The 25,393-nt window shown below is 53.1% G+C and carries 26 protein-coding genes, 1 pseudogene and 1 CRISPR repeat array; of the genes and pseudogenes, 3 read left to right on the top strand and 24 right to left on the bottom strand.

What is annotated here, in order from left to right; all coding sequences use genetic code 11:
• Positions 1 to 18: 18 nt before the first annotated feature.
• The 13 genes and pseudogenes from ylxM to ET464_RS03380 form a co-directional block, all read right to left on the bottom strand.
• Positions 19 to 381 carry a YlxM family DNA-binding protein gene (ylxM, locus tag ET464_RS03440; RefSeq protein WP_129438270.1) on the bottom strand — a complete coding sequence of 121 codons (363 nt, stop codon included), beginning with the start codon at positions 379 to 381 and terminating at the stop codon, positions 19 to 21.
• 118 nt (positions 382 to 499) lie between these two features.
• Positions 500 to 1,507, bottom strand: coding sequence for a signal recognition particle-docking protein FtsY (ftsY, locus tag ET464_RS03435; protein WP_129438268.1), 1,008 nt, complete (start codon positions 1,505 to 1,507; stop codon positions 500 to 502).
• Between the two features lie 153 nt (positions 1,508 to 1,660).
• On the bottom strand, positions 1,661 to 5,242 hold the full coding sequence (smc, locus tag ET464_RS03430) for a chromosome segregation protein SMC (RefSeq protein ID WP_129438266.1): 3,582 nt from the start codon (positions 5,240 to 5,242) through the stop codon (positions 1,661 to 1,663).
• A gap of 123 nt (positions 5,243 to 5,365) precedes the next feature.
• Complete coding sequence (gene rnc / locus ET464_RS03425; RefSeq protein WP_129438264.1) at positions 5,366 to 6,064, bottom strand: ribonuclease III; 699 nt, start codon at positions 6,062 to 6,064, stop codon at positions 5,366 to 5,368.
• Positions 6,054 to 7,292, bottom strand: a complete 1,239-nt coding sequence (fabF, locus tag ET464_RS03420) for a beta-ketoacyl-ACP synthase II (RefSeq protein WP_129438262.1) — start codon at positions 7,290 to 7,292, stop codon at positions 6,054 to 6,056. The genes rnc and fabF overlap by 11 nt, the downstream gene beginning before the upstream one ends.
• A gap of 157 nt (positions 7,293 to 7,449) precedes the next feature.
• Positions 7,450 to 7,683 carry an acyl carrier protein gene (acpP, locus tag ET464_RS03415; RefSeq protein ID WP_042160396.1) on the bottom strand — a complete coding sequence of 78 codons (234 nt, stop codon included), beginning with the start codon at positions 7,681 to 7,683 and terminating at the stop codon, positions 7,450 to 7,452.
• A gap of 93 nt (positions 7,684 to 7,776) precedes the next feature.
• The gene (gene fabG, locus ET464_RS03410; RefSeq protein ID WP_129438260.1) at positions 7,777 to 8,526 is read right to left on the bottom strand and encodes a 3-oxoacyl-[acyl-carrier-protein] reductase; all 750 of its coding nucleotides are present in this window, start codon (positions 8,524 to 8,526) and stop codon (positions 7,777 to 7,779) included.
• A 50-nt stretch (positions 8,527 to 8,576) separates the two neighbouring features.
• Positions 8,577 to 9,509, bottom strand: a complete 933-nt coding sequence (fabD, locus tag ET464_RS03405) for an ACP S-malonyltransferase (RefSeq protein ID WP_129438258.1) — start codon at positions 9,507 to 9,509, stop codon at positions 8,577 to 8,579.
• Between the two features lie 15 nt (positions 9,510 to 9,524).
• Entirely contained in the window at positions 9,525 to 10,511 is a 987-nt protein-coding gene (locus ET464_RS03400) for a beta-ketoacyl-ACP synthase III (protein WP_129438256.1), read from the bottom strand.
• A gap of 9 nt (positions 10,512 to 10,520) precedes the next feature.
• On the bottom strand, positions 10,521 to 11,510 hold the full coding sequence (gene plsX / locus ET464_RS03395; protein ID WP_129444032.1) for a phosphate acyltransferase PlsX: 990 nt from the start codon (positions 11,508 to 11,510) through the stop codon (positions 10,521 to 10,523).
• Positions 11,494 to 12,083: pseudogene (gene fapR / locus ET464_RS03390) on the bottom strand (transcription factor FapR). The gene plsX and the pseudogene fapR overlap by 17 nt, the downstream one beginning before the upstream one ends.
• A gap of 288 nt (positions 12,084 to 12,371) precedes the next feature.
• Positions 12,372 to 12,545, bottom strand: a complete 174-nt coding sequence (rpmF, locus tag ET464_RS03385) for a 50S ribosomal protein L32 (protein ID WP_116043433.1) — start codon at positions 12,543 to 12,545, stop codon at positions 12,372 to 12,374.
• Positions 12,546 to 12,582: 37 nt separating this feature from the next.
• On the bottom strand, positions 12,583 to 13,101 hold the full coding sequence (locus tag ET464_RS03380) for a YceD family protein (RefSeq protein WP_129438254.1): 519 nt from the start codon (positions 13,099 to 13,101) through the stop codon (positions 12,583 to 12,585).
• A gap of 167 nt (positions 13,102 to 13,268) precedes the next feature.
• Between ET464_RS03380 and ET464_RS03375 the strand changes: the two genes are divergently transcribed.
• Positions 13,269 to 14,537: a nucleotidyltransferase gene (locus ET464_RS03375; protein ID WP_129438252.1), complete on the top strand. Its 1,269-nt coding sequence runs from the start codon at positions 13,269 to 13,271 to the stop codon at positions 14,535 to 14,537.
• On the opposite strand, the gene ET464_RS03370 is transcribed toward ET464_RS03375, so the two are convergent.
• Both ET464_RS03370 and ET464_RS03365 read right to left on the bottom strand, forming a co-directional pair.
• Positions 14,531 to 15,115 (bottom strand): S16 family serine protease, encoded by a 585-nt coding sequence (locus ET464_RS03370; protein ID WP_129438250.1) that lies wholly within the window; start codon positions 15,113 to 15,115, stop codon positions 14,531 to 14,533. The genes ET464_RS03375 and ET464_RS03370 overlap by 7 nt on opposite strands.
• A complete protein-coding gene (locus ET464_RS03365) occupies positions 15,082 to 15,561 on the bottom strand; it encodes a hypothetical protein (protein WP_165279884.1) in 480 nt (159 codons plus the stop codon). Before ET464_RS03365 ends, ET464_RS03370 begins: the two co-directional genes overlap by 34 nt.
• 168 nt (positions 15,562 to 15,729) lie before the next feature.
• On the opposite strand from ET464_RS03365, the gene ET464_RS03360 reads away from it, so the two are divergent.
• Positions 15,730 to 16,998 carry a nucleoside recognition domain-containing protein gene (locus tag ET464_RS03360; protein ID WP_129438246.1) on the top strand — a complete coding sequence of 423 codons (1,269 nt, stop codon included), beginning with the start codon at positions 15,730 to 15,732 and terminating at the stop codon, positions 16,996 to 16,998.
• A 93-nt stretch (positions 16,999 to 17,091) separates the two neighbouring features.
• Here the strand turns inward: ET464_RS03360 and coaD are convergent, their stop codons facing one another.
• The 5 genes from coaD to ET464_RS03330 form a co-directional block, all read right to left on the bottom strand.
• Positions 17,092 to 17,613 carry a pantetheine-phosphate adenylyltransferase gene (coaD, locus tag ET464_RS03355; protein WP_244226646.1) on the bottom strand — a complete coding sequence of 174 codons (522 nt, stop codon included), beginning with the start codon at positions 17,611 to 17,613 and terminating at the stop codon, positions 17,092 to 17,094.
• Positions 17,588 to 18,175, bottom strand: coding sequence for a 16S rRNA (guanine(966)-N(2))-methyltransferase RsmD (gene rsmD / locus ET464_RS03350; RefSeq protein WP_129438244.1), 588 nt, complete (start codon positions 18,173 to 18,175; stop codon positions 17,588 to 17,590). The genes coaD and rsmD overlap by 26 nt, the downstream gene beginning before the upstream one ends.
• Positions 18,176 to 18,862: 687 nt before the next feature.
• Positions 18,863 to 19,787: a CRISPR direct-repeat array (repeat unit 33 nt; unit sequence ATTTCAATCCACACACTCCATACGGAGTGCGAC).
• A gap of 245 nt (positions 19,788 to 20,032) precedes the next feature.
• The gene (locus tag ET464_RS03340; RefSeq protein ID WP_129438240.1) at positions 20,033 to 20,395 is read right to left on the bottom strand and encodes an HD domain-containing protein; all 363 of its coding nucleotides are present in this window, start codon (positions 20,393 to 20,395) and stop codon (positions 20,033 to 20,035) included.
• A gap of 364 nt (positions 20,396 to 20,759) precedes the next feature.
• Entirely contained in the window at positions 20,760 to 21,725 is a 966-nt protein-coding gene (locus ET464_RS03335; RefSeq protein WP_129438238.1) for a glycoside hydrolase family 25 protein, read from the bottom strand.
• A 182-nt stretch (positions 21,726 to 21,907) separates the two neighbouring features.
• On the bottom strand, positions 21,908 to 22,333 hold the full coding sequence (locus tag ET464_RS03330) for a NucA/NucB deoxyribonuclease domain-containing protein (protein WP_129444028.1): 426 nt from the start codon (positions 22,331 to 22,333) through the stop codon (positions 21,908 to 21,910).
• Between the two features lie 159 nt (positions 22,334 to 22,492).
• Between ET464_RS03330 and ET464_RS19720 the strand changes: the two genes are divergently transcribed.
• Positions 22,493 to 22,654, top strand: coding sequence for a hypothetical protein (locus ET464_RS19720; protein ID WP_165279883.1), 162 nt, complete (start codon positions 22,493 to 22,495; stop codon positions 22,652 to 22,654).
• Positions 22,655 to 22,682: 28 nt separating this feature from the next.
• Here the strand turns inward: ET464_RS19720 and ET464_RS03325 are convergent, their stop codons facing one another.
• From ET464_RS03325 to ET464_RS03310, 4 genes are read right to left on the bottom strand one after another with little or no spacing between them, the layout of a single operon-like run.
• The gene (locus ET464_RS03325) at positions 22,683 to 23,501 is read right to left on the bottom strand and encodes a TatD family hydrolase (RefSeq protein ID WP_244226645.1); all 819 of its coding nucleotides are present in this window, start codon (positions 23,499 to 23,501) and stop codon (positions 22,683 to 22,685) included.
• The gene (locus ET464_RS03320) at positions 23,488 to 24,303 is read right to left on the bottom strand and encodes an ABC transporter ATP-binding protein (protein WP_129438236.1); all 816 of its coding nucleotides are present in this window, start codon (positions 24,301 to 24,303) and stop codon (positions 23,488 to 23,490) included. The genes ET464_RS03325 and ET464_RS03320 overlap by 14 nt, the downstream gene beginning before the upstream one ends.
• Positions 24,300 to 25,079: an ABC transporter permease gene (locus ET464_RS03315; RefSeq protein ID WP_129438234.1), complete on the bottom strand. Its 780-nt coding sequence runs from the start codon at positions 25,077 to 25,079 to the stop codon at positions 24,300 to 24,302. Before ET464_RS03315 ends, ET464_RS03320 begins: the two co-directional genes overlap by 4 nt.
• Entirely contained in the window at positions 25,069 to 25,371 is a 303-nt protein-coding gene (locus ET464_RS03310) for a thiamine-binding protein (RefSeq protein WP_129438232.1), read from the bottom strand. The genes ET464_RS03315 and ET464_RS03310 overlap by 11 nt, the downstream gene beginning before the upstream one ends.
• Between the last annotated feature and the right edge of the window lie 22 nt (positions 25,372 to 25,393).

Below are 25,393 nucleotides of genomic sequence, written 5' to 3'. Positions count from 1 at the left end.
TTCACCTCCGGGATTGCTTTATTCCATTTGCATGAGCCGGTCGATGGCCGACTTCAGCAATTGTTTATCCTGATCTTGAAGCGAAAGCGTATGGATCACTTCAGCAAGCTCGCCGGCCGTCCGGCTGACCCGCTCATGCCTCTCGAGCAGCTTCAGCTTGCTTTCGTATTCTTCCAGCGCGTTCTGTGCGCGCTTGATATGTTCGTATACCGCTTGACGGCTAATGCCGGATTCCGAAGCGATTTCGCCAAGCGAATAATCGTCCAGAAAATAATATTTCAGGAACGTCCGCTGTTTCTCAGTCAGCAGAGGTTCATAAAAATCAAATAATGCATTGATCCGAGTCGTCTTAGCAAGGGCATGTGGCTCTTGAACTGCCATAGTGGCAGGCCTCCTTCCGTCAAGGGAAAAGCCTTTACACCAAACCAACGACTTTTATCATACAGGATAGCCTAGATGACTGTCAAGCTTTTGTACTTGTCAGCACGAAAAGCCGCGTTTAGCGGCTTTCCTCCGCGTCGTCCGCAGCCGTCTCCTGCTGGATCAGCCCGGCAAATAAAGCATGCACAAACTGCTCGGAATCAAATTCCTGCAGATCGCCCATCTTTTCGCCAAGCCCGACAAGCTTCACCGGCAAATTCAGCTCATTGCGGATTGCAATAACGATGCCGCCTTTGGCCGTACCGTCCAGTTTCGTCAATACGAGGCCGGTTACGCCGCTTTTTTCGCCAAACAGCTTCGCCTGGCTGAGCGCGTTTTGCCCCGTTGTCGCGTCCAGCACGAGAAGCACTTCGTGCGGAGCATCCGGAAGCTCGCGCTGAATAACACGAAATATTTTGTTCAGCTCTTCCATCAGGTTCGTTTTATTTTGCAGCCTGCCTGCCGTATCGCACAGCAGAACGTCCACCTGGCGCTGCTTGGCCGCCTGTACCGCGTCGAACATGACTGCTGCCGGGTCGGAACCCGACTGCTGCTTGATGACGTCAACGCCAACGCGCTGCCCCCACACTTCCAACTGCTCGATGGCGCCCGCGCGGAACGTATCGCCCGCCGCAAGCAGCACGTTTTTGCCTTCGCTTTTAAATTTATGGGCCAGCTTGCCGATGGTTGTTGTTTTGCCAACCCCGTTGACGCCTACGAACAAGTATACGGTAATGCCGTCAGCCGACATGTTGAGGCCCGGATCGCCGCCGCCTTTGAGCAAGCCGACCAGCTTCTCGGACAAAATCGGCTGCAGCTCGGCTGCCTGTTCAATTTTGCGCGCTTTCACTTCGGCGCGAAGCTCGTCGATCAGCTTCATGACAGTGGTTACGCCAACGTCCGCACCGATGAGAATTTCTTCCAGCTCTTCGTAAAATTCCTCGTCGATTTTTTTGCGGCGTGTAATCAGCTCTTCCACTTTCTCAACAATAGCGGAACGGGTTTTGCTCAGCCCTTCTTTAAATACGCTGGTGACAGCTTCCGCTTTGCTGGCAATGCTATCTTTCAACTTTTTGAAAAAGCTCATCTCTTGTCCATCTCCCATCCATCATACTTTCAGCCAGGCTGTGTCTGCGATACAAGGATCGGCATCTGCCTGCGGCCACAACCGCTTGATCGAACCTGCCGCTGAGGTCAGGCTCCGCGTGCTGCTGCGCTAAAGCAGAAGCCGATCGCTTGCTTAAGCAAGCGCCGATTCCTGCTCCTCGGCATCTTCTTCCAGCCTTACGGAAACGAGCTTCGAGACGCCGCCTTCTTCCATCGTAACCCCGTATAACACATCCGCTTCTTCCATCGTGCCTTTCCGGTGGGTTACGACAATAAATTGGGTCAGCTCCGAAAACTCGCGCAAATACTGGGCAAAACGCGATACGTTTGCTTCATCCAGTGCCGCTTCCACCTCGTCAAGCACGCAGAACGGCACCGGCTTCACCTGCAAAATCGCAAACAACAGCGCAATTGCCGTAAGTGCCCGTTCCCCGCCGGACAGCAGCTGCAAGTTTTGCAGCTTTTTGCCCGGAGGCTGCGCAACAATATCGATCCCGGTGTCGAGCACGCGATCCGGCTCGACCATAATAAGGTCGGCGCGCCCGCCGCCAAACAGCTTGGCGAACACGACGACAAAATGGGTGCGGATCGCTTCGAAAGTCTGCTTAAACCGCTTCGACATTTCATCGTCCATCTCGCGGATAACCTGGTACAGCGTCGTTTTCGCTTCGACCAGATCGTCCTTTTGCGTGCTCAAATATTCAAAACGCTCTTTGACGCGTTCGTATTCGTCAATCGCGCCAAGGTTCACATCGCCAAGCGCCGAAATTTGCCGTTTCAAATCTCTGACCGCGCCTTGGACAGCGGCCACATCTTCGGGAACCGGATATTGCTCTTTGGCCAGCTCGAAGCTAAGCCCGTATTCCTCGCTTAACTTGCGGAGCAGGTTGTCCAGCTCGACATCCAGCCGATTGACGGCAATTTCCGTCTGCCGCATCTGCTCTTCGACATGGCGCAGGCTGATGCGCTGCTCTTTCGTCTCGCCTTCGCCTTCTTCGATGCCGCGAAGACGCTGCGCGCGTTCCGAACGTTTCAGATCGGTTTGCTCCGCGCAGGTTTGCTTCAGCAGTTTCAGCTCGTTCAGCTGCTCGATTTGGCGGGTGCTTTCCGCACCATGCCGCTCCACGTCTTGCTCCAGCTGAGCCAGCATCGAACGGTAACCCGCCAGCTCCTGCTTGGTGCGCTGCACATCGGAACGGACCCGCGAAGCCTGGTCCTCAAACGATTGCTTCTCTTGATCGGTTTTGGCGACGGCGATTTTGAGATCGGTCAGCTGGCCTTGCAGTTCTTCTTTAGCCGACTCATTCGCTTTGCGCTGCTCTTCGGCCAGCTGGATAGCTTGCTGAAGCCGCGCTTCATCAATCTGCAGCTGCTCCAGACGTTCCGCCGCCGCTGCCGCCGTCGTCTGCAGGCTGGCCTGCTCCGCCAAGTGCGTAGACCGGTCAGCCGAATGCAGCTGATGCTGCTCCTGAAGCAGCTTGGCTTCTGCTGTTACCTGCTGCAGCTCAGAACGGACCTGCTGCTCCTCGATGCGGAACCGCTCGCCTTGCGCGCGAAGCTCTTCGATATTTTGCGAAGCAATCGATTGTTCCTTGCGCAAGTCGCTTAATTTGTCTTTCAGCTGGCCGAGCGTCATCTCGGCATCTTTAATCTCTTTGTCCAGCGCTTCGATTTGCCGCTGGCGGCCAAGCAGGCTTGCGCCTTTTTTCATGAGGCTGCCGCCTGTCATAGAGCCGCCCGCGTTAACAACGTCGCCTTCGAGCGTGACGACGCGGTACCGGTATTGGCATTTGGACGCAATCCGGTTCGCTTGCTCCAGCGTCTCGGACAGCAGCACATTGCCAAGCAAATTGCCGACGATGGAGGCATACTGCGGCTCGCAGTCCACAAGCTCCGCCGCTACCCCTACGAAACCTTCGACAGAAGCGGCGAGGCGCTTGTCCTGCTCCGACAGCTGGCGCCCTTTAATAACGTCAAGCGGCAGGAACGTGGCGCGGCCAAGCTGGCGCTGCTTCAAGAAGCTGATGGCTGTACGAGCCGTCTGCTCGTTCTCCATGACAATATGCTGAAGCGCGCCGCCAAGCGCGGTCTCGACAGCCGTCTCAATGCGCTGCGGAACGCGGATCAGCTCTGCTACGGCGCCGTGCACGCCGCTTAACTGGCCGCGGCGGGACGCTTTCAGCACTTCCCGCACCCCTTGCATAAAACCGTCAAGCGCATCCTGCATTTCCTTCATCGTATCCCGGCGTGAGCTGTCAGAGTCCAGCTTTTGCTCCCATTTGCGGATGGATACAGCTGTCTCGTCGACATAGCCGCCCAGCTGCTTCGCTTTCTCCGACTCTTTCACATAAGCGTCACGGGCACTCGCCAGCTGCTGCAGCGTAACCTCAAGTCTCTCATCGAGCTCCGCTTTGCGGGCATTTAACGCTTCCTGCTGCGCCTTCCATCTTGCTTCTTCGTCCGAAAGCCGCTCCATCCGGCGCTCGGTTGCCTCCCGCTGCTGCTCGGCATAACGGAGCTCGTTGCGCAGACGCGACATTTCGCTCATCGTATCAAGCAGCTCGTTTTTGAGCGTCTCTACCGCATCGGCTCCGGCTCCGCCGGCAACGCCTAGCAGCCTTGCTTCTTCCTCCGCCAGCTTTGCTTTCAGCTCCGCCAGGCGCAGCTCCATCATCGCCGCATTGCTGCGGATAGCGGCTTCTTCCTTCGTCAGCTCGCCGATCCGGGCATCATGCGAAGCGATCGACTCCTCCAGCTGGAGCTTGTTCTGCTCCAGGTTGCGGCCGCGCTCCTTCAGCACTTCGCCGTGCCCTTCGCATTTTTCGTAATCTTCGCTTAGCTGCAGCATTTCCGCATGCAAGCGGTCCAGCTCATTTTCCAGCTCGCGCAATAGGAGCCGGTCCTTCTCCAGCAAAGCGTCGTGCTTGCTTACAACAGCCGATAACGCAAGCTGTTCTTCGCCCAGCCGTTTCAGCCGCTGATTCGCTTCCGACCAAGAGGTATGGACCGTTTCGATATTATGTACGTACATCGAAATTTCCTGCGATTTCAGCGACTCACGCAGCGCTTTATAATGCAGAGCTTTCTCCGACTGCTCTTTCAGCGGCCCGACCTGATCCTCCAGCTCCGTTACGAGGTCATGAATACGCAGCAGATTTTGCTCCGTGTCATCCAGCTTTTTTTGCGCTTCGCGTTTGCGGCTCTTGTATTTCACAATGCCGGACGCTTCTTCAAAAATCCCGCGCCGGTCTTCCGAACGCGTACTCAAAATTTCTTCGATCCGGCCTTGCCCGATAATCGAATACGCTTCCTTGCCGATGCCGGTATCCATAAACAATTCCGTAATATCCTTCAGCCGGCAAGGCTGCTTGTTAATCATATATTCGCTGTCCCCGCTCCGATGAACGCGGCGCGTAACTGTTATTTCATTAAATTCGAGCGGCAGCGCTTCGTCGGAGTTATCCAGCGTCAGAGACACTTCTCCGTAATTGACCGCTTTGCGCGCATCGCTTCCGGCAAAAATAATGTCTTCCATTTTGCCGCCGCGCAGACTTTTGGCGCTTTGTTCGCCAAGCACCCAGCGGATGCCGTCCGAAATATTGCTTTTGCCGCTGCCGTTTGGCCCAACAACCGCTGTGATGCCGTTGACGAATTCCATTTCCGTACGGTCGGCAAACGATTTGAAGCCTGATAATTCGATCCGTTTCAGGAACATAATATGGTGTTCACCTCACCGCCTATTGTACCACAATCGCCTGCCAGCCGGATGCTGCAAACGATCAAAAAACCTCCAAATCCGCTCGCATTCGGATTTGGAGGTTTTTCCAAGTCTCGCGCATTACTCCTGCGTCAACGAGCGCCAAGCTTCCGCAGCCGCGCGCTGCTCCGCTTCCTTTTTCGTTCGTCCGGCACCGGTGCCGCCGTGATTGTCGCCAACGTAAACGTCCACCACAAATTCACGGTCATGTGCAGGGCCTCTTTCCTCTGCAATGCGGTATTCGACAACGCCAAGGTTGCCGTGCTGGGCTTTTTCCTGAAGTTTCGATTTAAAATCCTTCAGCAGCAAACCGCTGTCATTCGCATCAATATGAGGAAACATATGCTCCTGCAGAAACAGTCTCGTCCGTTCGATACCGGCATCCAAATAAAGCGAACCAACAAACGATTCGAACAAATCCGCAAGAAGCGAAGGGCGCTGCCGCCCTCCAAGCTGCTCCTCGCCGCGTCCCAGAAAAACGTACGAGCCCAGGTCCAGCCGCTCGGCGAATTTCGCCAGCGACGGCTCACAGACGATAGACGCCCGCATTCGGGTCAATTCGCCTTCCGGACGCCCGGGATAGGTCGAGAACAAAAATTCGGAAACGAGCAGCTGCAGAACGGCATCGCCCAGAAATTCCAGGCGCTCGTTATGCTCGATGCCGCCGCGCTTATGCTCATTGACATATGAAGTATGGGTAAAAGCCTGCTTTAAAAGCTTGGGCTTATTAAACCGGATATCCAGCTTTTTCTGCAGTTGAACAAAATCGTCACGCTTCATAAACTTTCATGGCAACCGTCGCATTATGACCGCCAAATCCGAACGAATTCGAAATCGCTACCTTCACGTCGGCTTTGCGAGCTTGGTTTGGCACATAATCGAGGTCACATTCCGGATCTTGTTCTTCTAAGTTAATCGTAGGGGCAATGATACCGTTTTGCAGCGTCAGCGCCAAAATAACCGCCTCTACGCCGCCGGCTGCGCCAAGCAGATGGCCCGTCATCGACTTCGTCGAGCTGACAGCCAGCTTGTAGGCATGGTCGCCAAACGCCTGCTTAATCGCATTCGTTTCCGAACGGTCGCCCACCGGCGTCGACGTGCCATGCGCATTGATGTAATCCACATCTTCCGGCTTAATGCCGGCATCGCGGATTGCCATCGTCATGCAGCGCGCCGCTCCATCCGGATCGGGCTCCGTCATGTGATGCGCGTCGCTGCTCAGGCCGTAGCCGATCACTTCGGCATAAATATGCGCGCCGCGAGCTTTAGCATGCTCGAGCGATTCCAGCACGAGAACGCCGGCGCCTTCGCCCATAACAAAGCCGTCGCGTCCGGTATCGAACGGGCGGCTTGCTTTCTCCGGCTCATCGTTGCGTGTAGACATCGCACGCATGGCGGAGAAGCCTGCAAGGCCGGTCGGACGGATCGTTGCTTCCGCACCGCCGCAAATCATCGCATCCACCTGTCCGGTCTGGATCAGACGGAACGATTCGCCGATCGAGTGCGTACCCGTCGCGCAGGCGGAAACGATAGCCGTGTTAGGCCCTTTTGCGCCGGTCAGCATTGATACTTGTCCGGATGCCATATTGGCAATCATCATCGGGATAAAGAACGGGCTTACCCGTTTCGGCCCTTTCTGGGTCAGCAGGCTGAACTGCTCCTCCCATGTGCCAAGACCGCCGATGCCGGAACCGACAATAACGCCAACCCGCTCGGCATCTACGTTAGCGCCAACTTCAAGTTTGGCATCCGCAATAGCGGACTTGCTGGCTGCTACCGCAAATTGAACGAAACGGTCCATTTTGCGCGCTTCTTTCCGCTCTACATAATCTTCCGGATTGAAGTTTTTAATTTCTGCGGCAATTCTTGTCGGATATTCAGAAACATCAAATTGCTCTATGTACGAAACGCCGGATTTGCCCTCCAGCAGATTTCCCCAAAATGGTTCAACCTCAGTACCAAGGGATGTCATGACCCCAAGGCCAGTTATAACAACTCTTTGTTTCATTTTTTCACCTCAACAGACAGCAATATAGCGACCTAACAGTCGCCAAGTAAATGTGTATATAAAGCTTATGCAGCTTATTGGCTGGCACTCATAAACTCCATAAGATGGAGAGAAGTCCCGTCTTTTACAACGGGACTTTGTTTGTGGGCTTAAGCCCTTAGTTAAGAGATTGTATGTAATTCACAACTTCTCCCACTGTGGTGATCTTCTCTGCATCTTCATCAGAGATCTCCATATCAAACTCGTCTTCAAGCTCCATGACCAACTCCACGACATCAAGAGAGTCAGCGCCGAGGTCATCTTTAAAGGAAGCTTCCAGCGTGACTTCCGCTTCGTCTACGCCAAGTCTGTCGACGACGATACGTTTTACACGTTCTACTACTTCGGACATCCGGTTCACCTCCTCCATGGTATTATACGAGAATTAAAGACAAAATGCCATACGTAACCGTTTTATTCATGAATCATGCATTTAAAAATGAAGTTACATATACATTCCGCCGTCTACATGAATGGTTTGTCCAGTCATGTAGGAAGCTGCATCGGACGCCAGGAAGCGAACCGCATTCGCAATGTCTTCCGCCGCGCCAAAACGTGCAAGCGGAATTTGCGCAGACATCGCGGTTTTGATCTCATCCGTCAGCTTGTCCGTCATTTCGGTTTGGATAAAGCCGGGTGCGATGCAATTGACCGTAATGCCGCGGGACGATAATTCCTTCGCGCTTGATTTGGTCAAGCCGATGACGCCGGCTTTTGCCGCCACATAGTTGGCTTGGCCGGGATTGCCGATCGTGCCGACAACAGAGGAGATATTGATAATGCGGCCGGAACGCTGCTTCATCATCGGGCGCGTCACAGCTTTAATGCCGTTGAAGACGCCTTTCAGGTTCGTTTCGATGACTTCGTCAAATTCCTCTTCCTTCATGCGCATAATTAAATTATCTCTTGTAATGCCGGCATTATTCACCAGAATGTCAATCGCGCCAAATTGTTCGGTCACTTCTTTGACCATCGCTTCAAACTGGTCGGCTTTGCCGACATTGGCTTTAATGATAATGGCGCGGCGTCCAAGCGCTTCAACCGCCTGCGCCGTTTCGGCTGCGGCCGCTTCGCTGCCCGAATAATTGATGGCAACGTCAGCGCCCGCTTCGGCGAGGCCAATCGCAATTGCACGGCCAATGCCGCGCGAAGCGCCGGTAACAAGCGCTTTTTTGCCGGTCAGATCAGCAAACATCGGAGTTCCTCCTTCAAAGATAGGCTAAAGAATGCCTGAAAGGCCGTTCTTTATACCTCTACATTCGACAACGATTCAAGGCTGTTGACGGAAATGATTTTGACCGATTTGTCGATCTTTTTAATCAGTCCGGCAAGCACAGTGCCCGAGCCGATCTCAACAAACGTGTCAACCCCTTGCTCAATCAGGTACTTCACGCTGTCTTCCCATAATACGGGAGAATAAACCTGCTCTACAAGCAATTTTTTAATATCGGACGCAGCCGATACCGGACGAGCCGTTACATTAGCAACAACAGGCACAGCTGCGTCGGAGATCGCTACGGACTCCAGTACGCCTGCCAGCTTATCAGCTGCCGGCTTCATCAGCGAAGAGTGGAATGGCCCGCTCACTTCCAGCGGAATCACCCGTTTCGCTCCCGCTTCTTTACCGCGCTCTACAACCGCTTGAACACCCGCTGCCGCGCCGGAGACAACGATTTGCCCCGGGCAGTTGATGTTGGCAAGCTCAACGGCATAAGCTTCGCCTTCGGATGAGACCGATGCGCAAAGCGCCGCAAGCGCCTCGCGTTCCGCTCCAAGCGTCGCAGCCATTGCGCCTTGGCCGCCCGGAACAGCCGCTTCCATAAACTGACCGCGCGCGCGGACGGTTTTGACCGCATCCTCAAACGACAAAGCTCCTGCTGCAACAAGCGCGCTGTATTCGCCCAAGCTGTGGCCTGCGACGTAATCCGCAGTTAAACCTTTATCTTGCAGCGCCTTCAACAAAGCAACGCTGACCGTCAGAAGCGCCGGCTGCGTATTGGCCGTTTGCTTCAGCGCATCATCCGGCCCGTTGAAAATCATATCGCTAAGCGCAAAGCCAAGCGCGGCATCCGCCTGCTCAAATACGGCGCGTGCGCCTTCATGCGCTTCATAAATATCTTTGCCCATGCCAACCGCCTGCGCGCCTTGGCCCGGGAATACGAATGCTGTTTTGCTCACGAATTGTTCCCTCCGTTACCAGATCAGTACTGAAGCGCCCCAGGTCAGGCCGCCGCCAAAGCCGACAAGCACCAGGCAGTCGCCTTCGTTTACTTTGTTTTGCTCCACCGCTTCCGCAAGGGCTACTGGGATGGACGCAGCCGACATGTTGCCGTATTTGTCCACGTTGATCATCGCTTTGTCATCCGGCAGTTCCAGGCGGTTTAACGCGGACTGGATAATGCGGATATTCGCTTGATGCGGCACCAGCAAATCAATGTCTTCTTTGGTTTTGCCTGCTTTGGCCAGCGCCTGCTCCGCCGCGCTGCCCATAATGCGCACTGCAAATTTAAACACTTCATTGCCCGCCATGTAAATATAATGAGCTTTCGAATTAACCGTTTCCTCCGAAGAAGGCAGGCGCGAACCGCCGCCTGCAAGGTTAAGAAGCGGTCCGCCGCTACCGTCAGCGCCAAGTTCAAACGATTGGAAGCCGCGGCCTTCCGGCACGCGTCCAAGCACAGCCGCTCCTGCTCCGTCACCAAACAGGATGCACGTATTGCGGTCGGTATAGTCCGTAATGCGCGACAAGGTGTCGGCGCCGATGACAAGCGCATTCTGGTACATGCCCGTTGCAATCATGTTCGAAGCGGTCGCGAGGCTGTAAATAAATCCGGAGCATGCAGCCGAAAGATCAAAGGCAGCCGCTTTTTTCGCACCAAGCTTCTCTTGCAGCACGCATGCTGTCGAAGGGAAAAACGTATCCGGCGTAATCGTGGCGACGATAATGAGTTCAATATCTTCGGGCGCAAGTCCTGCAGCCTTGAGCGCTTTCAGAGAAGCTTCATAAGCCAGATCCGAGGTTGCCTGTTCCTTCGAAGCAATCCTTCTTTCGCGAATGCCTGTGCGGGTCACAATCCATTCGTCGTTGGTTTCTACCATTTGTTCCAGATCATGATTGGATAAAATTTGTTCCGGGACATATTTACCGGTCCCAATAATGCCAACAGGATATAAATTCACTGCGACCACTCATTTCCTATTTATTTCTGCTGCAATCGACTCCGTCAATTTCCCCTGCAAAGCAATCCGCGCTTGCCTGATCGCATTTTTAACAGCAAAAGCATCCGAAGAGCCGTGGCATTTCATGACAAGGCCGTTCAGTCCAAGCAGCGGCGCTCCGCCATGCTCTTTGTAATCCATTTTGGACCGCAATTGGCGAAGCTGCGGCAGCATAATCGCGGCGGCAATTTTGGTCAGCCACGATTTTTGGAAAGAATCCTTCAGCACCGAAAATACGGAGCTGGCCGTGCCTTCCATCGCCTTGAGCAAAATGTTGCCTGCAAACCCGTCGCAAATGAGCACGTCGCAGTTACGCGTCAGCACATCCCGCGCTTCCACATTGCCGACAAAATGAATCGGCGCTTGTTCAAGCAGGCTGTAGGCAGCTTTGGTCAGCTCATTGCCTTTGCCCTCTTCCGTGCCGACGTTCAGCAAGCCTACGCGCGGTTTGCCGATCCCGTGAACTTTGTTCCGGTACAAGCTGCCCATAATGGCGTACTGGAGCAGATGCTCCGGTTTGGCGTCCATATTGGCGCCAAGATCAAGCGCCAGCACACCAACGTCATCAAGCGTAGGAAGCACTGGAGCGAGCGCAGGCCTCTCAATGCCCTCCAGCCGGCCGACAACGAGCAGTCCGGTTGTCATAAGCGCGCCCGTATTGCCTGCCGACAGCATGGCATCGGCTTGTTTTTCTCTGACGAGCTGTCCGGCAATTACCATAGACGAATTTTTTTTGCGGCGTACCGCTCTAACCGGCTCATCATCCGATCCGATGACTTCATCCGCATGGCAAATCATAATGTTCGGAAGTTTGTTACCCGAAAGATGAGGTTCAATTCGAGCTTGGTCGCCCACTAGCAGCAACTCGGTATCCGGCCATTCGATAGCCGCATCCAATGCGCCTTTTACGATCAAATCCGGCGCATGGTCGCCTCCCATCGCATCAATGGCGATCCGCATGGTCATCTCCCCCTTCGCTTTCCGCTCCGCTTGCGGATCGGTAAATAATAAAGCTGCCCTGGAATACCATCTCATCGCCAACATAAGTGAACAGCTCCACTTTCGCTTTGCTGCCCCTGCGGATCTTACATACGCTTTCGCAATACATTTCTCTCCAAGTTTAACTTGCCGGATAAACCGGATGTCTGCCGCCGCCGTCAAGGCGATTTCGTCGTTGATGACCGCAACAGCCAGCGAGTTGGCTTGCGCAAACAGATGATGCCCGCGGGCGATGCCTGTTCTGGAGAAAACATGTTCTTCTTTTATTTCAAATATGGAAATGCCGCTTTTATCGAGCTGCAAATCAACAATGTCACCTATTACTTCATGGAGCGGCAGCGATTTGACCGTATCATACGATCGCTCCGCCATCAGTTTCATCCTCTCGCGCAGTTCCGGTATCCCAAGCTCCAGCCGGTCCAAACGAATCGTCTGAATGCTCACTTTAAGCTGACGGGTTAGCTCCCGATCCGTCATAAACGGATTTTCTTCAATCAGCCGTGTGAGCTGCTGATGACGCTGCCTTTTCGGCATTCGTTCGATACTCCACACCACCTTCTGCCCATAATCAAAATGACGGTTTCTATTCCAATGTTCCGAAGTTCGCCTTTTACAATTCCGCAATAAGTACAATCAGCTATTATCACCAGGTACTAACTAAGTATATAAAAAAAAGCAGCCGCGCGCAATGAAACGCCCGGATGCCCCTCGTCCTGCGGACAATGGCGCCTTGTTATAGGCTTCCCGAAGCAACCCAAATCATTATAAAAAATAGCACTTCACCCGCGCGGATGAAGTGCTATTTCGTGGGAAACGGAGAGATTATTGGGAAATAATCTCTTTCGTTTTGTAGTAACCGCACACTTTGCATACGTGGTGAGCCAGTTTCAGCTCTCCGCATTGTTCGCATTTAACCATGCCCGGAATTGCCAGCTTGAAATGCGTACGACGTTTGTCGCGGCGAGTTTTGGACGTTCTTCTTTGAGGTACTGCCATGTTTCCCACCTCCTTCACAGATTCAAATGGTCGTTAACTATTCCTTAAACAGATCTTTGAGCGCTGCAAAACGCGGATCAATCTTGTCCGTGCTGCAGCCGCATTGACGTTCATTTAAGTTTTGCCCGCAGTTTGGGCATAGACCTTTACAATCATTATCGCATAACGGAATGCGGGGCAGATAGAGCAAAAGCACTTCTTCCACAAGAGGCTTCAGGTCAATCTTGTCCTCTTCCACGATAATAACGTCGTCATCTTCCTCTTCGTCTGTTTCGGCTTCCGCTTTGCCGGAAGCAGGCTTTAACGTTTCAAAGATGGGGATAACGATATGTTCCGGAGCATCGTTTAAGCAGCGGGAGCAAGCCATAACCAAATCGATCTTCAATTCGCCTTCGACCGTAATAATACCTTCGCCGCCAGTCACGCGCAATAAAACATGAAGTGGTCCTGAGCTGATTACATCTCTGCGCTCTTTAAACAATTCGGTTACATCGATCTGTTCATCAAAGGTTGTTGTCGAACCTTTAGACAGTGTTTCTTGAACATGAATCATCATTAGATCATCACCCCAAACAAACAAAAATTATTATATCTATCCGCGAGATGTTTTGTCAACATTTTCACACGGTTTTTCGCCTATCGCCGTATCAGAATGCAATAAAACGGACGCGCTTATGTTAAGATGGAATTTGTTCACAATTCCATCGGAACAGGAGCGATAACATGCGCGCGGTCGGTCTGATCGTTGAATATAATCCATTCCATAACGGGCATCTTTACCACCTGGAGCAATCGGTGCGGCTGACAGAAGCCGATGCCGTCGTAGCCGTCATGAGCGGCCATTTTTTGCAGCGCGGCGAACCTGCCTTGCTGGACAAATGGGCCCGCACTGAAGCGGCGCTGCGCGGCGGGTGCGACCTCGTCATCGAGCTGCCTGCCGCTTACGCCACTCAAGCTGCCGACTGGTTCGCTTACGGAGCCGTATCCCTTCTGGAAGCGACCGGCGTCGTAGACGCCTTCTGCTTCGGGACGGAGAGCGGCGAGATCGGCCTGCTCCGCGAAGCCGCACGAGCGATAGCTTCCGAGCCGGCCGGGTTTCGGCAGCTGCTCCGTGAGCGTTTGCAGGCCGGCGTGAACTATCCGGCTGCACACAGCGCGGCGCTCGCGCAGTATTTAACGGAGAGCGGCTATCCGGAAGCGTCACAATTCCCGTTTGCGCAGCCAAACCATACGTTAGGCCTGCATTATCTGATTGCGCTGGAGCGCATAAACGGCTCCATGACACCCCTTACCATCCGCCGCGAAAAGTCCGGCTACAACGAAACAACCGCTTCGGACAGCCATATTGCCAGCGCGACGGCGATCCGCCGGATGCTGCTGGAAACAGGCCGTCCCGCAGAAGCAAAGGCGTATGTACCAATCAGCACGTATCAAGTGCTGGAACGGGAATATGAAGCCGGCAGAGCGCCTGTCAGCTGGGACAATCTGTTCCCTCAGCTGCTCTATGCGATCGGGATGCGGACGGCAGAGCAGCTGGCAGACTTCCGCGAAATAGCGGAAGGGCTGGAGAACCGGATCGTTCAAACGCTTCCGAAGCTGGAAACCGCCAGTTTCGAGCAGCTGATTGATGCGCTAAAAACGAAACGGTATACGCGCACAAAGCTGCAGCGCGCGCTGCTGTCCGTCCTGCTGGGGCATGCCAAAGCGGATATGACGGCGGACAAGCTGCGCTCCGGCGTAGAATATATCCGCGTTTTAGGGTTTACGGACAAGGGCCAAACCCTTCTTCGGCAAATGCGGAGCACTGCCCGGCTTCCGGTCCTGCTAAGTGCGGCAAGGCCTCCCGGCCGGTACCGCTATTTGGAGCTGGATACGCAGGCTACCATCGCCTATCGGCTTGGCTTGCCTGGCCCTGTCAAATCCGGCGAATTGTACCGCGATTTCAAAGAGAAACCGGTGATCGTGCAACATAAATCCGCCCGCCATCAATAAGATGCCCGAAACGTTTGAATCGCTTGCACCGCTTCATCCAGCGTCCGGACACGGACCACTTTCATGCTGCTGCCCATCGACTTGGCTTTAGCCGCCGCCTCCTTCGCATTCGCTTCGGGAGCGAGAAACAATTCCGCTCCCTTGCGCTCTGCGGCCACCACTTTATGGGATATGCCTCCGATTGCTCCTACTTCGCCGCTTGCATTAATCGTGCCGGTACCGGCGATTTGCAGCCCTTTCGTCAAATCTCCCGGCGTCAACAAATCGATCGTTTCCAGCGCAAACATAAGCCCTGCAGACGGGCCTCCTACTTCGCCGGCATTTACAGCGACCTTATTAACGGGATTCGTCGGCACCAGTTGCCGCAATTCGGCTAGCCGAGCGGCTTGCAGCGCCTGCGCCGCGCCTTCGGCCGATACGGGCGAACCATATTCCCCCAGCTTTACCGGAACTTCCGTTTCCGTGCCGCTGCGGTTAACGAGAAGCTCAACCTGCTGGCCAGGCTTGTAGCGGCTGAGTGCGCCTTCCAGATCGTCAAGCCCGGCTATGGCTGCGCTGCCTTTGAAACGGACAAGCACATCCCTTCCTGCAGCGAAGAGCCCGGTAACGGGGCAGCGACCGCAACCTGCTGCGGAACAACCGCATATTCGATGCCGGCGTAACGATACGCCGCTTCAATCGCATCGTCCTCGGAGCCTCGCATAATAACCGCCATCCGGCTCATATACTCCTCTTCGGAATCGCTGCCCATCACTGTTTTTTTCTCATACAAATCCATATTGGAGTTCCACACGGTTTCTATCGCATGCCAATAATTCGCCGGACTGACCGTAACCGTTGTCATCATAAAACGGCCAGCAGACGGCTCCCCTGCAGCAGCGCCGGCCTGTACCATGCCATCGAGCGGAATGGCAACGCCCGGCTCGTAAACGACATAAGGCGTCTGTGCATAGAGCAGCAGCCACATCAGAACAGCCGTTGCCACTGCAGCCGCAGCAGCCCGCAGCTTGTCTCTTCTGCCCATTGCCGCATCACTCCTCTCTTGGACACGGTTTTGCATTAACTACAAGGATGCCGCCGGATCGATGCCGGCTTGGTCTAAGCTGCCCGTCCAAAGCGTATAATGTACCGTTTCGGACTCGTCCCGCAAAAGTCCCTGTAACGATAAAGCTATGAAAGGAACGAAACGGCTATGATGCGTACCATCTTGATTGCCATGGCATCCATCCTGCTTGTATTTGCAGTTATCGTTCAGCCTGACGCTGCTTTCAAAGCCTCTTTGCAAGGCTTAACCATCTGGTGGAATATCGTATTTCCCGGCTTGCTTCCTTTTCTTGTTGTGCTTGAAATCATATCCGCTTACGGGTTATCGCGCGCGCTTGGCGTTATGCTGCAGCCGGTAACTTCCAGGCTGCTAAAGCTGCCCGGCGATTCCGGGCTGGCGCTTGCCGCCGGCTGGATGTCCGGTTTTCCGGCCGGCGCAGAGACGGCAGCCAGGCTGGTCCGCGCTGGGCGGCTGACCCCATCGCAAGGAAACCGGCTGCTGGCTCTCGCCCATATGCCCAATCCGGTCTTTATGATGGTTGTATTCAGCGCGGGTTTCCTGCATCGTCCCGAGCTTGGTTTGCTGCTTGCAGCCGCTGTCTGGCTTTCAGGGCTGTTGACGGCTGCTCTGCAGGCTGCGTTTCGGCGGAGACGGCTCTCCGAACCGGCCCAAGAGGCTGAAACAACTAAATCAGCTGATGCAGCCCAAATGGCAAAGACGGCCGCTCACCGCCCGGGAATAAAAGGCTCCTTATGGCGCAGAGCCGCCGCTGCAATGGAAGAAGGGCGCAAAGAAGACGGCCGCAGCTTCGGGCAATTGCTTGGCGAATCCGTCTCCAGCAGCGTGCAAAAGCTGCTGGTCATCGGCGGGCTTATGATTTTTGCTTCGGTTGTGATCAAGCTGCTCTCGCTGCTGGCCGGACAGCCGGATGGATGGCTGGCCTATGTGCTTCCATTAGTAATGGAAAGCCATTTAGGCGCTTACGCCGCAGCAGTAACACCGCTGCATGGCGCTCCGGAAGCAATGCCGCTTGCTGTCGCCGCCGCCGCGTTAAGCTGGAGCGGCATCTCCGGCATTTTGCAGGCTGGACAAGCTGTAGGCGGCACCGAATTGAGGCTGCTCCCCTTTGCGTTGTCGAAGCTGCTGCACGCCGCTTTTGCTTTTGTAATTACGCTGCTGCTCTGGAAGCCTGCGCTTGCGCTGATCCGGCTGGCGTCCGGCGCAAGCGGCGCCTCCTCGCCTGCCATGATCGGCCAACACCATTCACAGCTGCCGCTTCTCCTTCCGCAGCCGCTGGCGGCTTCCGATATGCCTGTCATCTGGGGCTATACCGTAACCGGAGCGCTGCTGCTGGCCGGTGCGTGCTTGGTGTTCGGGCTGCTGCTGCTCCCGGCAAGATGGAAAAAGCGGGTGTAATCCCCGCTTCTCAGCCACCCGCTGTAAGTTTCCGGTACCGTCCGCCGCCGAAGCCGCGCCCTGATAAACAAACAGCGGATTTCTTCACGGCGGCTACGGATTTAGCTTGCGCTTCAGCTGCTCCTCTACGATAGGCGGCACCAGCTCGTGCACTTCGCCGTTAAAAGTCGCAATTTCTTTGACAATGCTGGAGCTTAAATAAGAGTATTTCGGGTTCGTCATCATAAACATGGTTTCAATATTATCATCCAGCTTTTTGTTCATCGAAGCAAGCTGCAGTTCATATTCAAAATCGGTAACCGAACGTATGCCGCGGATAATAATATTCGCATTCTGCGATTTCATATAACGGACCAGCAGGTCGCGAAATCCGTCAATGCTGACGTTAGGAATATCCTTGGTCACTTCAGCAAGCAGCGCTTTACGTTCATCCAGTGAAAAAAGCGGTTTTTTGCTCGTATTGTTCAGCACCGCCACAATTAAATGGTCAAACATTTTGGCTGCGCGCTGAATAATATCCAAGTGTCCGTATGTAATCGGGTCGAAACTCCCCGGGTATACCGCCACTCGTTTTGGAGCGCTTCCAGAATCATGCATCGGTTTCTTCTCCTCCATTCTCGCTGTCCTCCTGATGCCTGTACACGGACACGGCTGTATCGCCGTATTTCGCGGCTCTCAGCCGCGTGAAGCCCTCAATATGTTCCGGATACTCATGCGCCGCGTCATGCTCCACCACAATAATCGCTTGATCCTCCAGCAAATCCAGCGCGATCATCTCGCCCATTAATTCGTCCATGGAAACAATCCGATACGGCGGATCCAAAAAGACAAGCCGGAAGCGCACACCGCGTTTGCTTAACGCTTTTAACGCGCGTTCCGCGTCATTCCGGAATATTTGCGCAAAATCCGACATCCCCGCCGCCTGCACATTGGCACGTACGACATCGATGCTTATTTTCTCCTTATCAATAAAGATGACCCGTTCAATCCCCCGGCTCCAGGCTTCGATGCCAAGTCCGCCCGTACCTGCAAATAAATCAAGCGCGTATCCGCCTTCAAAATAAGGACCGATCATGCTGAAGATCGCTTCCTTTACTTTGTCTGTCGTCGGCCGCGTGTTCATCCCGGGCACTGCTTTTAACGGCCGCCCTTTGGCTGCGCCGGCAATTACTCTCACTGCAAATGCCTCCTTCTATGTATTACCCGCCTATCGTACCACATAATTGCTTTTTGAAGGAAGCGTACGGCTCTGCCGCTATTGCGACGATTGGGCTTGGCATTCTTCGCCGGCCGGGATGAAACTTTTCCATATAGGGACAAATTTTTTCCGCCGCAGGTATAATCAGTTGCAATTCGGTAAAAATACAATCATCGGCTTCGAAAGATGCCGTAGACAACCGCGGAGAAGACTTACGTTTCCCCATAAGCTCTTCGTCCGGTTTCTCCTCTCCCATGAAAGGGCGTCCCGAAAGGGATGCCCGATTTTTTGTTTGATACTTAATAATAAGATACTGTTTCTAAAGGGATTTTCAGCAATTAAAAAACACATCTATTACAGCTGCGATTTTTCAGTGCAAGGTGACGTTTTGGGGATGAAACAACAAACCGCCTCTTTTAAAGGCGGTGATGGTGTATATATTCTGATTCCCTTTTTAATTCATCATGATTTTTTTGTACGTAAACGTTTTATCCGACTCATAACGATAATATAACGTTTCGTAGAGGTTTTCTAATCTACGTATGGCTCTGTATTGTCGACAAACCTTCTCCATACGGAGTGCGACCCGTGACAGGATTCGCAGTATGATCTCCACTTTCGAATTTCAATCCAGGCTCGCGCTGCGGCGGCCGTCGTGGCCGTCAAATTTCAATCCACACACTCCATACGGAGTGCGACTCCCAAGTCTCCTTTTTCAACGTCATAAAAAGATCATTTCAATCCACACACTCCATACGGAGTGCGACTTTGCGCGTCGAACAAGTCATTGAATACAAAAGAATTTCAATCCACACACTCCATACGGAGTGCGACTGATGATATTGGGTTGGACATACCGGATGGTTATGAGATTTCAATCCACACACTCCATACGGAGTGCGACCTTTACGCCTTTCAATCGAGCGGCTGCCTTCGGATGATTTCAATCCACACACTCCATACGGAGTGCGACGCAGGACGTGTCCGCCTGGCCGCGACACCCGGAAATTTCAATCCACACACTCCATACGGAGTGCGACCTTGGCGGGTCTTTATTATCTGGCAACCCATTTTATTTCAATCCACACACTCCATACGGAGTGCGACCCATGTATAAATAATGACTGGTAAAAATCCATTTTCTATTTCAATCCACACACTCCATACGGAGTGCGACGATTTGGCTGAATCATTTAGGGAGCAACGGAGAAGGATTTCAATCCACACACTCCATACGGAGTGCGACTAATTATTGCGTCATCGTTTACGACTTACACCAAGCATTTCAATCCACACACTCCATACGGAGTGCGACGCAGCGCAAGGTTGGCACGAACGGCGAGCGCCGTGAATTTCAATCCACACACTCCATACGGAGTGCGACTTTCTCCGGGACAAATGTTTACTCACGAAAGAGACATTTCAATCCACACACTCCATACGGAGTGCGACCCCGCACCATGACGCAGATAAATGGCAGCAGTATATATTTCAATCCACACACTCCATACGGAGTGCGACCCCTTTTATCTTGGTTTGTAAAAATACGCTTAGCTTTATTTCAATCCACACACTCCATACGGAGTGCGACAGCGAAATTAGGTGCGATTGATCACCTATCGAGATTAATCATACCTAATTCCATAATTATCTATCTATTCAAAGGATAAGTCACCACTTAATTTCTTCAACAAAGCAAGAAAATCGGGTTAACACGACAAAATTCATGGTGCGAACCCCCCAGAAAAAATATGTGAGCTTCACGTTCGCACTTCCATGTCATAAACAGTTTTGACACCTATATGCTCAACTTTGACTTCTTGAAAAAGCAGGGCATCACCTTCCGTCTTTAAACTTCCACGGCGGTTGCAGAGGCATGAACTCCTGAAGCTTTGCAATAAACGAGGGATCGATCTGTTCAAGATCCAGATCATTGACTTGCGATTTTCTAAACTGCAATGAGGCTGGTCCAGCCCCTTCGATGCTGGACCAATCCGGGAGTCCGGTATGATGACCGGCAATGCTGTAGGCAAGTAAGCGTCCAATTCCCTTGCCATAAATTCGTTCAACCAGTTCTGCTCCATAAATGGCATGGGGGATTTTCCCCATTTTCCCTTCGAGATTCGCTTCGAAATCATAGCCACTCTTCAACTTCAAATAATTGAGCCATTCCGGTCTACCTTTATGAATGCCACTCATTCGAGAGGGTCTAGCAGCTATTAATTTTCGCCGCGTTCACTCGTATGCGCATAAAAGGCCACCATGTTACTTTCCTTTTATCCTATGACGTATTTGTGACAACAGACCGCCATGTCCATTTGAATTCTCCAAAAAAAACCATTTACCTGCTGCACAAGTCCTATGATCAACCTTTTATTTGAGTTCTTCTAATTCAAAATGCCTGCATCCGCCTCGTTATGACCTCCTTCTCACATCCAAGAATGGTATAATAACGGCCAATTCAAATGTAGAAGTACAGTGACAATTAAAATAGCATCCCCAGAAGGGAGTGCTCATGATAAATAAAACTGCTTGGGGACTTTCCGTATCCGAATCGCCCGGTTCACTCCGCCAGCAGCGCTTCTATCGCTTCGCGCGTCCCGGCGCTGAACTGCTTGAAGAACGCTATAAGCTCCGGATTGCATAACCCTGCGTTGTACAGCATTTGAATCGAAATAAACTCCGGATTGCCTTTATCGTTAATGCTTGTAATAATGCCGGCTTGTTTAGCTGCCCAGGCCGCCTCATTAATCCAAGCGGGTGGCATTTGATTGCCCGAAAGGTTTAAATAGCTTTCCAGCTTTGCAATTCTTGCCTTCAACTGATCCATCTCCTGCCGTTCTGCTTCTGTCATGGGCTGTCCCTCCTGATCAGGCGCAAAAGTTTCGCGGAGCTGCGCTTCTGTGCCTGCATATTCGTTTAAATCCACTGGGGTTGATATTCCCGCAACCCGTCTTCCGCCGCCCGGCCTAGTACCGCCGGAATCTCCGCCGCTGTATTGCCAAAATGTCCAAGCCGACCATGCCGTCACATTAACCGGCGCTGTAGTGCTGTATCTGGCCACCCATAACGGGTATGCGCCCAAACTTGCGTCAAAATGGCTAGCAAAACTGTTGCCGGAATACAGGATCGGCCGTACGCCAAACAACCGTTCCGTTTCCGATAAGAAGGCTTTCGCCACCTTGTTGATGTCCGCATCCTTTAATCCACCGTTATTTTGTTCATAGTCCATAACCGGCGGCAGTTGCAGCTTTGCTGAGGCAGATACGGTTTGGTAAAAGTGCTGCGCTTCGCGTATGGCCCCATCCGGCGTTGTTGCCCGCATAAAATGGTATGCCCCCACAAGCAGCCCTGCTGCTGCCGCTCCTTCTGCATTCCTTGCAAAATAGGGATCTCGTCCTGTCTCCCCTTCTGTTGCTTTGACAAATACAAAAGAGATCCCGTCATTTCGGACCTTAGTCCAATCAATCTGGCCCTGGTAACGGGAGACGTCGATGCCTTGGGCGTTGCCGGCGCTTCTATTTTGCATAACTTGTTCCACTCCTTGTAACTGGCCTGTATACGATTAATAGATTCATAGAAAGACCCGTTGGTCACGGCGTTTAGACGACCCAAACGTGCGAGAAGACAAACATCCCGCCCCAAAATTACAAAAGCTTCCTGATGCCTTACGAACGAGCCGTAAGCCACAGGAAGCTTAATTTCAACACATTATTTGACCACAAATAACACTTCAGCACCGTCCGGCAGCTGATCCAGCTGATTGCTGATCCATGAACCGGCTCCCCGGTTATCCGAAGGCGTCACGTATTGGATGTCGGCGCCTTCGCCGCCCTCCCGGCACATAGCCATCGGCCATTCATCGCGGTCATAACCTTTGCGGGTGGGCACGCCGTGCAGCGATTCTTTCCGGTTCTGTTCCGCGCCTTCCCGGTCAATCGTACAGACAGCGGGTTCGCCTCTGCGAATTGCCGCTTGAATATGTTGGCCGGTCTCCGGATATTTGTCCAGCGGAAAATAGATCGTATAATCCGCCTGCGCATCCTGCCGGATAGAAGGCTGCTTATGATCATCCGCCAGTGACGGATAGACATAAGCGGTAATTGCAATGACGATAACGGATAACAATGACACCATGCTTTTTTTCTTCAATACGGCTTCCTCCTGCAGATCCATGCTGTACAGCTATTGTACCTTCTGCAAGTGGCAAGAACAACCAAAAATAGACGTTGCAGGCATAATCGGATGCCCTATAGAAGTACATTGTTAAATACGATTATATCAAGGAGGCTGCACATGGAGACGTTTGGGAGAGGATGCCTGTATATCATTATCGGCATCATCGTCGTCCTATTTTTAGCGGTTCTGGTGGGCGGAACGATCACGATTCCGTGGTTTATTTTCATTCCGCTTATTATTTTGGCGTTCTGGGCGGCATCCCGCAAAGGGAAAAAATAAAGCCGCCAGTGCCCTGGCGGCGGTCCATCTATCCCTTTAAGCCGTACATTCTCGAAGCATTCCGGAATAACGCGTCCGCAACAATTTCATAAGACAAATTTTTAATTTCAGCAATTTCGGCAACGACATCACGGACCATCGCCGGCTCTGTCTGCTGCCCTTTATATTTGCCCTCAAACGGCCACGGGCCATCCGTTTCGCTCATCATCAGTTCCAGCGGATACTGCCGCACCAGTTCGCGAATTTCCGGCTCGTAGGCCACATCCGGCGAAATTGAAATCATATACCCGGCGTCCATGAGCCGCTTTACAACTGCTTGGCCGCCTTTAAACCAATGAAAATGTGCTTTTTGTACGCCGTGTTTCTGGACAATTTCGCATGCTTTGCCTCCATCCTCATAGATCGCATGCAGCACAATCGGCAAGTCAAGTTCGGCTGCGAGCGCCGCAAACCGTCCGAGCAGCGACAAATAAGGCGTTTCGTCAAAAGGCCGGCCGTTTGCTTCCGCATCTGTCCTGTTGTAATAAGGCAAGCCAACTTCCCCGATTGCGAACCGTTCCCCTGCCTGATGCCGTTCCCGGATCCATTGCAGCAGCCGTTCGATTTCCGCTTCCGGCGGAACCGGCTGCTCAGGGTGATAGCCGTAAGCCGGATGCACTTGCTTCGGATAACGGCTTGCCAGCTCTCTTGTCTCCTGCGATGAAGCCAAATCCGTAGATACGGCTACGACCGTGCGTCCGCCCGCTTCTGCAAACCTCTCCAGCAGCAATTCCTTGTCTTCCCGGCTGTACTGTACAAAATGAATATGAGCATCCACAATCCATGACTGGCGGTTATTCTCCGGCACTTGCGGCACCCCTTCTCGTATTCGTATGATCTTGAAGCAGGTCATAAACCTTCTGTTTGTACGCATTAAACAATTCGTCCGTCCACAATGATTCTTTGCGCGGCCTTGCAAACGGCACCTCGAATTCGTCAAGCACGACTGCAGGCGAAGCCGACAGCACAATAACCCGGTCCGAGAGCAGCAGCGCTTCCTCAATGCTGTGCGTCACCAGCAGCACCGAGCGGCGGTTCTCCTCCCAGATCGACATCAGCCAGCGCTGCATGTTCAGCCGCGTCAGCGCATCCAGCGCGCCAAACGGTTCATCCAGCAGCATAAGCCGCTGCGGCGAAAGCAGCGCCCGCAAAAAAGATACGCGCTGCTGCATACCGCCGGACAGCACGCCGGGGTACGCCTCGGCATAGCTGCCGAGGCCAACTTTATCCAGCCATTCCAGCGCGGATTGCTCAGCATCGCTGCGCTTCATTCCGGCAATATGCAGCGCAAGCTCCACATTGTCCGCCACTGTCCGCCAAGGCAGCAAGGACGCCTGCTGCGGCATATACGATATATGGCCGCGTTTGCCGTTAATGAGCTGTCCGTTTACGCGGATTTCGCCTTCACTCGGAAGCTCAAGCCCGCCAATCATTTGAAACAACGTCGTTTTCCCGCTGCCGGAAGGTCCAACGATCGAGACGAACTCCCCCTCGTGGATATGCAGCGACAAGCCTCCGATGACTTCTTTTGCCGTTTGGCCTTTGCCGAACGTTTTATGTACCCGGGTAATGTCCAACACGGGCTGACGATCCGCTGCTCGCTTATTCACCGCCGCTCACTTCCTTTCTGAACCTGCTTCCAACGGACAAGCAGCCGCTCCGCCAGCGACACAAGCCCATACATCAGCAAGCTGAGAATTACAATAAGAAATACAGCAGCGAATACGCGTGCCGTCTGAAAGCCGTTGGAAGCGAGCAGCATAAAATAACCAAGCCCTTTTTGCGAGCCGATCCATTCTGCTACAACGGCGGTCAGCACGCTGTAGGAGGCAGCGATTTTCAGCCCGGAAAATAAATGGGACACTGCATTGGGCAGCTCCAGCCGCCAAAACAGCTGCCATCTGCTTGAACCGATCATTTCCATATAATTGCGGAGTTTAGGGTCAACGTCATTCAAACCCGCCAGCAACGCAACCGATACAGGGAAAAAACATACCAGCCACATCAAAATCAGCTTTGGCACAATGCCGTATCCAAACCATAACGTCAGCAACGGGCCAATCGCGATGATGGGCACGTTTTGCGACAGGACGAGCAGCGGGTAAATGCCGCTTTTGGCTCCGGGAACAAAATGAAGAAGCGCCGCAAGCAAAAAGCCTGCGCCCACTCCCCCTGCAAAACCCGGCAAAACGAGCTCTATCGTAGCCAGCATATGCTCGCTGAGCCTTGGCCATACTTCCGCGGCTGTTTCAATAATGCGCAGCGGAGACGGCAGCAGCCACTCTCCGGTGCCGGTTACGGTAACGGCGATTTGCCAAGCGGCCAATAGGACGAGTATGACTGCCGCAGGCGGCAGCCACTTTCGCCAGTTCATTTTATTGCCCATCCGGGTATTTCTCCAGCAATGTACCCATCGAAGCGCCATCCGTCGGATTGAACAAAATTTTCACCTGCGAAATAACAGAGGAACAGCCCTGGTCGGTCATCGCTTCATTCATCTGCTGAACGATCATAAGCAGCTTGTGAAGCTCGCCTTCCATCGTCGTCTCCAGCGGCGCGACACGATACGGGACGCCGGATGCTTTAATAATGTCGATGGCCCGGTCGACATATTCGTATTTGCTTGCGCCTTCAGGCGCATTCGGTAAAATTTGAATGCTGACTAATGCATTCGCCATAGTTTTGCATCTCCCTTTTTTC

It is taken from the genome of Paenibacillus protaetiae (assembly GCF_004135365.1).
Taxonomy (GTDB): Bacteria; Bacillota; Bacilli; order Paenibacillales; family Paenibacillaceae; genus Paenibacillus_AP; species Paenibacillus_AP protaetiae.
The sequence above is the reverse complement of the archived record's forward strand: the minus strand, read 5'-3'. Positions and strand labels throughout refer to the sequence as shown.